This window comes from Microbulbifer sp. TYP-18 (genome assembly GCF_040932045.1).
In the GTDB taxonomy this organism is placed as follows: domain Bacteria; phylum Pseudomonadota; class Gammaproteobacteria; order Pseudomonadales; family Cellvibrionaceae; genus Microbulbifer.
The window spans coordinates 1-10815 of sequence record NZ_JBFRBC010000016.1 but is presented as its reverse complement, the minus strand read 5'-3'; the positions used below and the strand labels follow the sequence as shown (position 1 = coordinate 10815).

At 51.4% G+C, this 10815-nt stretch carries 11 protein-coding genes, 1 rRNA gene and 1 pseudogene; 7 read left to right on the top strand and 6 right to left on the bottom strand.

Annotated elements, in window-relative coordinates:
• The first annotated feature begins 285 nt into the window (after positions 1–285).
• From ABVT36_RS12980 to ABVT36_RS12960, 5 genes are all read left to right on the top strand, one after another.
• On the top strand, positions 286–660 hold the full coding sequence (locus ABVT36_RS12980; RefSeq protein ID WP_368456948.1) for a hypothetical protein: 375 nt from the start codon (positions 286–288) through the stop codon (positions 658–660).
• A 206-nt stretch (positions 661–866) separates the two neighbouring features.
• Positions 867–1340 carry a hypothetical protein gene (locus ABVT36_RS12975; RefSeq protein WP_368456947.1) on the top strand — a complete coding sequence of 158 codons (474 nt, stop codon included), beginning with the start codon at positions 867–869 and terminating at the stop codon, positions 1338–1340.
• Between the two features lie 43 nt (positions 1341–1383).
• Positions 1384–1644: a YrhB domain-containing protein gene (locus ABVT36_RS12970; RefSeq protein ID WP_368456946.1), complete on the top strand. Its 261-nt coding sequence runs from the start codon at positions 1384–1386 to the stop codon at positions 1642–1644.
• A 133-nt stretch (positions 1645–1777) separates the two neighbouring features.
• A complete protein-coding gene (locus tag ABVT36_RS12965; protein WP_368456945.1) occupies positions 1778–2113 on the top strand; it encodes a hypothetical protein in 336 nt (111 codons plus the stop codon).
• Between the two features lie 105 nt (positions 2114–2218).
• The gene (locus ABVT36_RS12960; protein ID WP_368456944.1) at positions 2219–2608 is read left to right on the top strand and encodes a hypothetical protein; all 390 of its coding nucleotides are present in this window, start codon (positions 2219–2221) and stop codon (positions 2606–2608) included.
• A gap of 236 nt (positions 2609–2844) precedes the next feature.
• On the opposite strand, the gene ABVT36_RS12955 is transcribed toward ABVT36_RS12960, so the two are convergent.
• From ABVT36_RS12955 to ABVT36_RS12935, 5 genes are all read right to left on the bottom strand, one after another.
• Positions 2845–3912: a hypothetical protein gene (locus tag ABVT36_RS12955; RefSeq protein ID WP_368456943.1), complete on the bottom strand. Its 1068-nt coding sequence runs from the start codon at positions 3910–3912 to the stop codon at positions 2845–2847.
• Positions 3912–4616 carry a flagellar motor protein MotB gene (locus ABVT36_RS12950; protein WP_368456942.1) on the bottom strand — a complete coding sequence of 235 codons (705 nt, stop codon included), beginning with the start codon at positions 4614–4616 and terminating at the stop codon, positions 3912–3914. Before ABVT36_RS12950 ends, ABVT36_RS12955 begins: the two co-directional genes overlap by 1 nt.
• On the bottom strand, positions 4606–5913 hold the full coding sequence (locus tag ABVT36_RS12945) for a MotA/TolQ/ExbB proton channel family protein (protein ID WP_368456941.1): 1308 nt from the start codon (positions 5911–5913) through the stop codon (positions 4606–4608). The genes ABVT36_RS12950 and ABVT36_RS12945 overlap by 11 nt, the downstream gene beginning before the upstream one ends.
• 3 nt (positions 5914–5916) lie before the next feature.
• Positions 5917–7143, bottom strand: a complete 1227-nt coding sequence (locus ABVT36_RS12940) for a hypothetical protein (protein WP_368456940.1) — start codon at positions 7141–7143, stop codon at positions 5917–5919.
• A gap of 94 nt (positions 7144–7237) precedes the next feature.
• Positions 7238–7831 (bottom strand): polymer-forming cytoskeletal protein, encoded by a 594-nt coding sequence (locus tag ABVT36_RS12935; protein WP_367149691.1) that lies wholly within the window; start codon positions 7829–7831, stop codon positions 7238–7240.
• A gap of 1200 nt (positions 7832–9031) precedes the next feature.
• Here ABVT36_RS12935 and ABVT36_RS12930 point away from each other — a divergent pair.
• Together ABVT36_RS12930 and ABVT36_RS12925 are read left to right on the top strand one after the other, a co-directional pair.
• A pseudogene (locus ABVT36_RS12930) lies at positions 9032–9351 on the top strand (transposase); the annotation flags it as partial.
• 331 nt (positions 9352–9682) lie between these two features.
• Positions 9683–10414 carry a hypothetical protein gene (locus ABVT36_RS12925; RefSeq protein WP_368456939.1) on the top strand — a complete coding sequence of 244 codons (732 nt, stop codon included), beginning with the start codon at positions 9683–9685 and terminating at the stop codon, positions 10412–10414.
• 314 nt (positions 10415–10728) lie between these two features.
• Here the strand turns inward: ABVT36_RS12925 and rrf are convergent.
• Positions 10729–10815, bottom strand: a 5S ribosomal RNA gene (gene rrf, locus ABVT36_RS12920); the annotation flags it as partial.

Below are 10815 nucleotides of genomic sequence, written 5' to 3'. Positions count from 1 at the left end.
CAGTTGCTGGCGGAAAATATTCCGCCAAAATTAGCAGTCGAGTGTGTCAAAAAGCTAAGTCGAGATTATCCCGTAGACACAAAGTTCATGCTGCAAACCAAACTCACTGATCGAGAAGGTGGCGGCGAATACTTATACAGCTCTTATCGTTGGAAATATGAAGTTGTTAAATAACGCAACAATATTTAACAAGCCGCGGCAATCACTCCAGTGGGTCGCTGGGACAGCCAAACGCTGCGCTTATTTTTCTGCCCCTGTGTGGGGCGTTTATGGCAGGAGCCAAGAATGAAGATAGTTCTAATAATTTTTACTGCGCTCGTAGCTGCATGCAGCGGAATGACGCTCAATACAAACTTAGGACCGTACGCAAAAAATAAAGTGATAACCACTGCCGTAAAAGAGTACTCGCCCATTGAAATTTCTAAGTATGATGCTATGACATTGGGTTTTGTTGAGGCTTCATATTGCCAAGAGCGTATAGATGAACCAAAACCGAACAAGCGTGCTTTGGTAAACAAGCTAAAAGTAAGAACTCACAGCTTGGGAGGCAATGGTGTCGTTGTAGAGGCCTGTGCTAAAACTGCCAGTGGAATATGCAATCAGCACATGGAGTGTCGAGGTGTTGCATACTCTGTACCTGAGCGACAGAGCAGGCCATAACAATGCGCTGCAAGGCGACGGCTTACTTTGTGCACTTAATTGCGCGGTTTCTGCGCTCACATTTTCGCGCAATTAAGTGCAAAAAGTATGCAAGTGGGAATATCAGCCCGGAGCAGTATGAACAGAATTACTACGCGAAGTACGCATAAAATCGTGTCTACTTTTCGTGGGTAGGATCAATCAGTTTTTAAGAGAGTTGGCTCATTATGAGAGAGAGTTATATTGACGCGACGGATGAATCCGCAGTGCAGTTTTTTTCCAGAAACATCACAGGTCAGGTAGTGATGCTAAACCTGCTTAGGTTTCGTGAGGTGGCAGATTACTCTGCCTTTCCGGACCTGGCCCCAGAACAGCATATATCCGGCCGTGAAGCATTCCAAAAGTACATAGATCATACGCTACCTTTTTTGAATGACACAGGCGGGGGTATTGAGTTTCTAGGCGAAGGCGGCAAATTTTTTGTCGGTCCGCAAGACGAGCGGTGGGATCTCGTGATGCTGATTCGGCAAGATTCGCTCAATAGCTTCATTGCATTCGCCACAAATGAAGCTTACCTCGCTGGAATTGGGCATCGTACCGCTTCGCTGGAGGACTCCAGACTGCTACCTTTGGAGCAGTACCAGCATCAAGATATAACAAGCCAAGGCAGCGAGGACGACCTACCGGCCGTCCCTGGTTGAAGCGTTATGTCTTACCAATATGAATAAGTAAGAAGCACAAAATTTGGTTGAAGCCGAACTAGAAAGAAAAAAGAACAAATACAATCCGATTGATTGTGTCGTTCTTACTGAAGAAACTATAGAAAAATCGTGGGGCTGGGTGTTTTTCTACCAAAGCAAATATTACGGTGAAACTGGCGATTTCCGAGAAATGCTTGGAGGTAATTCTCCAATAATTGTTAATCGTAAAACCGGTGAACTTTCCCACACGGGAACAACCCACGATATTGACCACCACATAAAAGAATATGAAGCTGCTTTGTAGTCAAACACATAACAAGCCGCAGCAATCGCTCCCGTTGGTCGCTGAAACAGCCAAATACTGCGCTTATTTGTCTGCCCCTGTGCGGGACGTTATGAATTTCACCATGTGTTAAGAGTAGGATGAATATATTCAAATGAGATTGTTATTTGTGGTTCTTGCAACATTATCACTAAACTCAAGCGCAGAAGAAATCAATGCGTTAGAACTTTTGCAATTGCTCATCCAAAACAAAGAAGTGATTATTGATAGCAGTGGCAAGCATGGCTATACAATTGAACCACTTAAGGTATCTGAAGTTGTAATTTTACAAGAGTTGGCAAGTAGCGAGCTTCCTGTGGCACCACTTAGAAATGTAATATCATCACATTATATAAAGCCAAGTGAGTTTACATTGGGTAATTGTGCAAGATATATTTTGACTTGGCACGAAAATGGACAATACCCACTTAATGTGTCTAAATTGCATTAGTTCAGACCAAATCTGACAAATTGCTGTAGTCTCTGCGTTCGGACCTCCGTTTCGCTGTCGCTACACTACGGCCACTAAGCAAGGCGGTAGCAGTCCGAGTTACCCATGAAATACCAGAGACTTTCCCTCAAAGAAGATTATGTTGAAATAGTGGCGCTGTTCGTCTATTTCATGTCATGGCTGACGTTCCCATTGCTCAACACTTCATACGAATATTGGTATATTTCATTGCCGTTAGCTATTTGCTACGTTTGCTGTCACTACTATGAAAATACTTGCGGAGGCCATTGCTCTTTCAGTGCCGATTCCACCGCTGTTCCAATAACTTTAATCTGTGCGGGCTTGTTGTTCGGCGCCCTATATATAAAGGGTCTTGAAAAAGGCGAAATAATAGTATTCTTATACGTTGCCATAGGCTTCATGGTGGCACATATACTTGCTATCGCATGTGCTGCTTTATTGTCAGTCTTTGATAAACGAGGGCAAGACAAATAGTACAAACCTAACAAGGAGGTGTTGGTCGCCACTACGTGGCTAGGACAGCTTGCAGCTGTGGCCTTTTGTGCATGGCTTCGCCATAATTGCACAATGTCCACAACTATAAGCAGCCTCAAACCGCAGCGTTAGTTACTCTTAACGGTGGGCATCTTGACCAGATATCGAGCCAAATTACGTCCTTAGAGTAATTCAGCGTACAAACCTTGCCATGACGCCTACAGCGAAATTCGCTGTCAGCGGGGCCTGAATCCCAACTCCGCTTCAATCTGGGAGCGGGTCCAGAGACGCCAGTCCCCGCCGCTCGCATCTGGCCCCTGCGGCTTTGCCACTATACCCCGGCGCAGGGATGGCCAGGCCAGTATCGCCGGCGGCGCAGACTCCGCATATTGATAGAAAGGCTCCGGCGGGGGGAGTTGCCGCTGGAGGCTGCGCAACAACGGCCGCCACCCCAGGGGCAATACCGCCTCCACCAGTTTCCAGGATGACACCGGCGCTTTTGCAGCCCGGTCTACAAGATCGCGGTAGCGGGCCGATGCCGCCTCTAGGGCGAGCTGGCCGCCCAGATGCAGGCAGCCCTCTCCCTTGCGCTCTGCACACAGCACGCAGATCCCTTCGGGCAGTTCCAGGTGGCGGGCGTCTTCGGCGTCCAGTTGCCAGCCGGGCGCTGCGGAACCGCAACCACAGTCAGGACACGCACCCGTTGCTGCCGCAGGCGGCGCTTGGAGCGGCCGGACCTTGTGCCCGGACTGCCAGAAACAGGCGTTCTCGGCGAAATAGCTGTCACCCTGGCTGCTGACATGGGTGGAAAAATCAAAAACGTCCGGATCGGCACCGCGCCCCCCAGCCGCCTCGAGACAGGCCCGGCAAAGTTTGAAGGGGCCGGCACCGTGGGAACTGTCTATGGCGGCCAGGTCCGTGCCCACCCAGGCGCTGCGCCCGTCACTCCTGAGCGCGGCGCAGCAGGGGTGAAGGTGCACCAGGGAAAAAAATTCACGGCGCTTGTCTCCATCGGTGAGTTCCGGCCCATCGACGCCGAAAACCATCACCGGGTGCCCCCTATAGCGCCAACCCGCAGGGTGCGGCTCCAGGTCGCCGATGCTCACCTCAATGCCGACCCGCAGCTCCTGCGCCAGGGCCACCTGACCGTCCCCCGGTATTGGTGTTTCGCCGGCCACACCGGCTCCATCAGTGCCTTCCGGCGACCCCGTCCCGTCGCTATTCGCAATTGCCGCCGTCTCTCCGGACGATTTGGCCGCGGCCGGGCCGCGCAATTTTGCCAGAGCCTGTTTCCACAGTGCCACTACAAGGCCTCCTCTAGTATTCGGTGGATTTGCGCCTCCGAGTTGGTGATCACCCGAAACGCCACCCGCTTGGATTTTTCGGGGTCCTCAGTACCGTCAGCGCGCAGGACGGGACGGGCGGATGAATAACCCACCGCCGCCACCAGCGCCAGCATGCCGGGAACCTCCTCTCTCGGCATCTGCCCCTGTACAAAGCGCAAAACCTCCCGCGAACGATTCTGTGAAAGGCGCAAGTTGTTAAAGTAATTCTCCCTGGGCCCGCTGCCACCGGCCCACTCCGAGCTGGTATGTCCCTCTATGTGAATCGCCAGAATAGAACCCAGGTAGGGCTTCAGCACAGCGATATAGCGCGGGAAGAAGTCCTCCATAATTTGCCGTGCCTGCAGATTCATCTCTGCCTTGCCGGTTTGAAACATCGCATCGGAATTATTGAATGCGATGGTCAGCCGGTCCTTGTCAAGGGTCGCCCCCCAAAGCGGCAGATCCGGACCAAACTCTCTCTCCAACGACTGGTAAATCGCCAGCTGGTTATCGCGAAAAGACTGCGCCAGCGCCCGTATCTTTTCCCGCTCCTCCATGACAGAACGCATCATCACTATGGCAATGCAAAGGAATACCATCATCAGCCCGGCCATCAGGTCCGAGACACTGAGCCACTCGCCATCCTCCGAGGCTCTCCGCCGCCGGGAGAGATTAGTCGGCATATTCCGGCTCCCGGGCTTTCAGGCGCTGCATCTGCGTCACCAGCTGCCGGTAGTCCCGGGTAAAGCTACCACTGAGGGTCGCCAGAGCCTCCCCCATGGCGGACAACACCTGATCCACCTGGTGAGCCATCACCCGATCCATCTGCTCATACTGCCGGCGGATGGAAATATCGGCCTCGCGCAGCTCTTTGCGAATCACCTCCGTCAACGCCTGTGACATTTCGCGATGATTGGTTGCCATCACCTGCGCCAGTTCACGCATGGAGTCCCGGTGCACCTGTACTGAATCACCCACCAGGTTGTGCAGCATTTCGGGATTCAGGGCCTGCAGATCGCCAAGCGTGACTGAAAGCTGCCGGAACTGTTCGGTCAAAGCGCGGGAGTGCTCGCCCAGCAAACTGTTGATGGCCGCGAGGTTATCGTCAACACTCCCCTGTGCCGACACCAGACCCCGCGACAACAATTCAAGATTTTGCGGCAACTGCGGCAACAATTCCGCCAGCTGCCCTACCGCTTCACTCTGCCCGCGCAACAGGCGCTCCAGCCGTTCTGTCTGCTGCGCCTGCCTGGCCAACAACTGATCAAGTCCACGGTAGACCTGCGGTAACTGTGCAACCCTGTCGAACATCTGCGCCAGTGTATCCTGCTGTTTGGTGAGCGCGCGCTGGCTTCTGTCACAGCTCCGGCTCCAGGATTCCACCCTTTTGGCGTGCGCCATATACTCCGACGCCACTGCATTCAAGGCTGGCCGCAGCCCTTCCAGTTGCGCGCAAAAGTCCCGCAGGTTGTCACCAAACTGGGCCTGAAGCCGCAGGTTGAACCCATCGACCACACGCTCAAGACTGGATACCATCTCCTCACCGGCGCTCCTGGAAAAGCTTGCGAGACTTTCCTGCAGGGCGACCAGGTTCCGGTTCAGATCGTCAATTGTGGCTGTTTCATGTGCCGGATCGGAAGGCAGGCGCAGCATTGTGGTAAAGGCACGCAGTAGCAGGGAGAGCGCCAGCCCGATGACGCTGGTGATAAATGCCGTTTTCAGCCCCGCCATCAGGTCGGCGATACTGCGGTCTATGTCGTCGAGAGAAAATCCGTACAGGCCAATAATGATGCCGACAAAGGTACCCAGGATACCCAGGGAAGTCAGAAAGCCTGCAGCTTGTTCCAGGAAGCTGCGCCCGACACCGACAAAACGAAATATCACCGCCATTGCAAAGATAGCCAACATGACTACCAGGAACGCATCGGTAACCATAGCGGGTGACAGTGACAAAAATATCTGGTTAAGCAACCCTGACATCGTTTAAGCCTCAGAAAATTTTCGCAGAGCCAGCTCGTGGTAAAAAACACCACCCGGCAGCTTTCCATGCCCCTGACCAGTCAGTTGCATACGGGGCAGAGCCCTGATCAGCTCAGTGAGGTTATTGTAAAAATTGCCTTCTCCCGACAGGGGGAACTCTTTCACCTGAACCCGGTTATTGGCCTGAATCTCAAATGTGGCCGGGCGCTTAGGCAACCTTTCCCGCTTGCAGAATATCAGATGCAAATGCCCGCTTGGTTTTAGTTTGGAAATCAGCAGCCGGCACAGAGCCAATGCCTCCTGAGGGCGGTAAAAGCTGAGTAGGTCCCAGCTGAGAATCGCATCGCACAGGCCCAGCTGGGAAAACTTGCTGAAGGCATCCCCTATGGCTTTCTCCCCATCCTTTCCCCGCTTCTTGTGCCACTGAATAACCGCGTGAAGATCCAGGACAAACAGCTCACCCGCCTGCTTTTCCAGCGCACCGATGTTCCTGCCTGTTCTGGAACCACAGTCGATGACTTTGCTCACCGGAGACTTCCGCGCCTGGACCATCGCCGAGTCCAGACCTTTTAGAGTCAAGGCCGCAGCAGACGCCTCCCCCGGGAAATGGGTTGCCACACCGGAAGCACCGCCTGGGCGCACCTTGCCCAGCGAGTTCCCGCTTTCATATTCAAAGAAATACTCGATCATATCCTTGCGCATTCCCTGGCGCTGCACCAGGGAATTACTGAGACTGAAGCGGCCAAGGCTCTCCATCAAAGTCACGGTGGCATGTTTTTGATACACCACCTTTGGGTACCCTGGGTCATCGGCCGTCTCGTAGGTAAAATCCCGCAACAGGCGGAACCTTGCCGGGCGCGCCGGCGCATTGGCACCGGTATACATCATGGCGTGCAGCAAGGTTCCCCGCTTGAGATTTGGCGCCAACAATTCCAGCAGGTAAGCAATCAACTCCTTATTGAGAAAATTCAGTAAATCCCAGCAGAGTATTACATCTAATTTTATTTTTTCCGGCTTTGGCACCAGGTGCCCGGCGAGCGCTTTTTTAAGGTCGGGCGCCTGTTGGTTGTCGGCAAAAAATTCGATCAGGTCTTCTATATAACAGGGGCAGTTCCTTTGCAGAAAAGCCTGGGTCGTTCCCACGGACAGCGGCCCCAAGTCCAGAATACGGTACCCCGGCTGAATGATTTCCTGACTCAGCGCCGCCAGGCCGAACGAGTGATGCTGCATACATCCCGACTCCAAACCCCACAGCAACTTCCCGGCGGAGCGGCCTGTTCATCACAGCCACTCGCCGAAATTAATCCACCAAGGAAAGTCGCGATCAGGTATTTTCAGCCTCGAAGGCGTTGTCGGTATAGTCGCTTGCGGCGGCAGAAGAGAACATTCCATTAGTGGATTTTTCTTCACTTGCGGCATCGCGGGGAGGCAGGCTTGGATGAACCAGTTTTTCCTTGAACTCGGTTACGCGCTCTTTCATCTCCGCATCTGTATCTACCATGTCCATGGAGCCCCGGAACTTACCGCCGTCGTCCAGTTGAATACGGGGTGCGGTCAAATTGCCCTTCACAACCGCTGTATTGCGGATTTCAATCAACTCTTCCGCCAGTGCGTCACCGGTGAGGGCGCCTTCCACAGTGATGTTTTTTGCGTGAATGTTTGCATTGAGTTCACCACCGGCGCCTATGGAAAGGTTGTGGCCTTCCATGATTACAGTACCCTCGATAGTACCTTCAATATGCAGGCTCTCGTTACCAATCAGCTCACCGCGGAATTTGATGTTTTTTCCAATCACGGACTTGTCCTGGTCATCACTGGTACGTGAATCCTGCTTGGCCGAGTCTTTTTGGTCCATAAAACCATCGAGAAAGCTGCTGGAATTCTCATCCCCGTATGGTGCCTGCTCTTCATTTGCCATGTTGTACTCCTTATTAGTATTGGGGGTAGCCGGTCGAGTGCCCCATTTGCTATACCAAGGGCAGATCTAGCTTCACCGTCTGTGCGGCGATAAAGCCTATGAATAATAAAGGTGAGAGAAACAGTCCGCATGTCGCAAAAGTCTTTTTTTCACCTGGGCGGGGACTTTTTTGGCGACCATGTGACTCACCTCACACTTTGAAGGGAACCTCGCGGTAAGAGGGAAATTCTTATTTGCCTTCGCACTCCTCAAACCGCCGGTCTAACGATCAGAACGCTCAGCTTTCAACCAGCGGCCAAGGGCCGCCAGAAAGCCCCGGCGCCCCTGTGGCAGCACATAGAAGTCACAGTGCACCTGCAAAATTCATCGACAGGAAGGCAAAACGCTGGCCAAAGGCATTTAAGGAAAGAGGTTTGATAGAGACCACTACACCCACAGTGCCTATAGGAGCAGGTAATCGCACTCGGTGCAGCTCAGGGCGCCCGGTATTTCGAGGCGCCCTGCCCCTGGAATCAGGATCGCTTTCGCCTGGTCGGTCTGGGTTGGGCTGGTGTGTGGGAGGAAGGGAATATGGCCTGGTGGTCCGCAAGCGTCCAGGCCTCCTCCTGCAGCTCAAATAAGCGTTTGAGCCATAGCAGGCTGTTGAATACGTGTTTTTCAGCAGCCTACTGTCCCGAACAGGGATGGTCGGGTCGCAAATCAAGCATGTAACTGCTTGATTTTTCGTGGAAGGTTTGCGGATATGCGCCGCAAACCCGGGTTGAGGAAAGCCAGGGAGGGCTTTTTCAACAACCTGATAGGGGCCGGCCGCCTTCGTATGGCGCAATTTCCAACTCCACGATGTCGTCGTGGATGGCTACCGCCACAATGATATAAAAACCTTCCAGTTGTAGTGGCTGAGACAGTCGACAGGGAAAGACAGGCATCTTTATAGGCTCCTCGAATCGCCTGTGGCGGAAAGCCGCCAACTAAGCGCATAGCTTTGTTTCTCTCGCCGCAGGCACGGCCCTTATATTCTTATCGCACGCCACCCGCCGATCGAAAATCTGAGAAAGGCATATGAGCGAAAACGGTTGGTACTATCGCACTTGTACTTTCCCTTTTATGCGGCGGGCTCCGTATATTTTGAGAAGACCGCCTCTTTATGTCAGGATAGTCGTCGTACAAACCCAATCAGAAGCTAAGTAAAGACAGGGGGCGGATGCGGAGAAGGTATTCGACAGCTTCATAATGACGCACGAAGCGAAATACCCGAAAGCTACCGGGTGTCTATTTAAAGACCACGAAGAGCTGATGAGCTTTTACGACTTCCCGGCAAAGCACTCTGGCAGAGCATCCGGACAAGGAACCCAATCGAGTCGACGTTCGGGGCTATACGGCACCGGATTAAGCGCTCAAAAGGCTGCTTATCAGGAAAATGGAGAAAGCTCCGGGGCTTTGACTACCTTGCCAAGATCATGACCAGAGTGAAATTCAAGGATGGGGAGGAAGTGACAACAGCCAGCCATAGCGCTGCTTAATCAGGTTTATTGAACACCAGAATTGACAGCAAATCGTTTTACCAAGGCCAGAATTAATGAGCCATAGCTTACATCCACAGAAAATTTTTTCCAAGTTATTGATTTCATTGGGGTCGAAAAGCTCTCAAGGGCTATTGGTTAAACCAAGTGATTTTAGCCAATAGCTTACTATCACGAGTTGCAAAATAAATACAAATCTTTAAACTATTAGCAATAATGATTTTTATAGAGAATTTGCGTATAGCGCTTTGGAAAAGATAGCCATATAGATAGTGAGCCACTGGCTCTTTTATAAACTGTTATGCGCCCAACCCGTAAAAAGGATAATAATATGGAACAGGCAGGCCAGTCGCAGTATCAAGAGGTAGCAGTATCAAACAAATTTGCGGCGTCCACACGCAGACCCCTTTATGGAAAATTCTCTATCGTTCTGCTTGGTGTGATCCTTATCTCACTGATCCCTCACTACTCACAAATCGCAAGCTCTTCGAGCCGCGTACCTATCGAGCTTATTGTTCATGGAGTTTTGTATTTAGGCTGGTACATTTTGTTTTGCTTTCAAATCCATTTGATAAGTTCAGGAAAGCGCTCTGTTCATAGGAAGCTGGGGTACGCAAGTATTTTCTTTTTTGTTCTATTAATCATCAGTGGTATTGAGATGATGGTCGGAATTATGGGTAGTCAGGATCCAGTAAAACAAAGTTTATTTTGGGGCGTTTTGCATACGGTTATTTTCTTTGCTGCCTTTTATATATTAGGGGTGTTCTCCAGGGGTAACTTGCATGCGCATAAACGCTTTATGCTTTTAGCGTCTTTAAGTATGATTTCCGCTTCTATAACTCGAGTCGCCTATTATCCCATAATCCCTATCGATGGCACGGCAGTTACTATTCTATGCACCTATGGTTTGCTACTTGTTCCACTGATTATTGACCGTTTTAAGTTTGGGCGCGTGCACCCAGTTTTAAAATTTTCCATTCCGATATATATCGTTACGCAAATTGCTTTTATAGCAATTTTGCCATCAACAGAGGTTGGAAGAGCAATATTCTTTCCATCTTAGTGGGGCGTATAACAAGTCAATTAAAGCTGGCCCAGTAAGCGCCTCTGGATCGACACATGACCTCCATCAGTGTAGTGGCGCTCACTGGGCATCTTATGAAGATTTCATTCAACTTAGGTGTCCACTTGTTGATAGCTGGACACCTAAATTACAGCGCAGAATTTGGCTTGGTAGATGAGTTTGCCGGACGCTTACCGACAGTGAGTGTATTTTCCCTTTGGAAAAAGAACTCGAAGGGGAATGACCCCAATAAAGCAGCTGTAAAGCTGCAATAAAAAAGGGCCACCTTGTTGGGTGACCCTTTCTGTTTAGAAGCCTGACGATGACCTACTCTCACATGGGGAGACCCCACACTACCATCGGCGATGTTGCGTTTCACTGCTGAGTTCGGCAAGGGATCA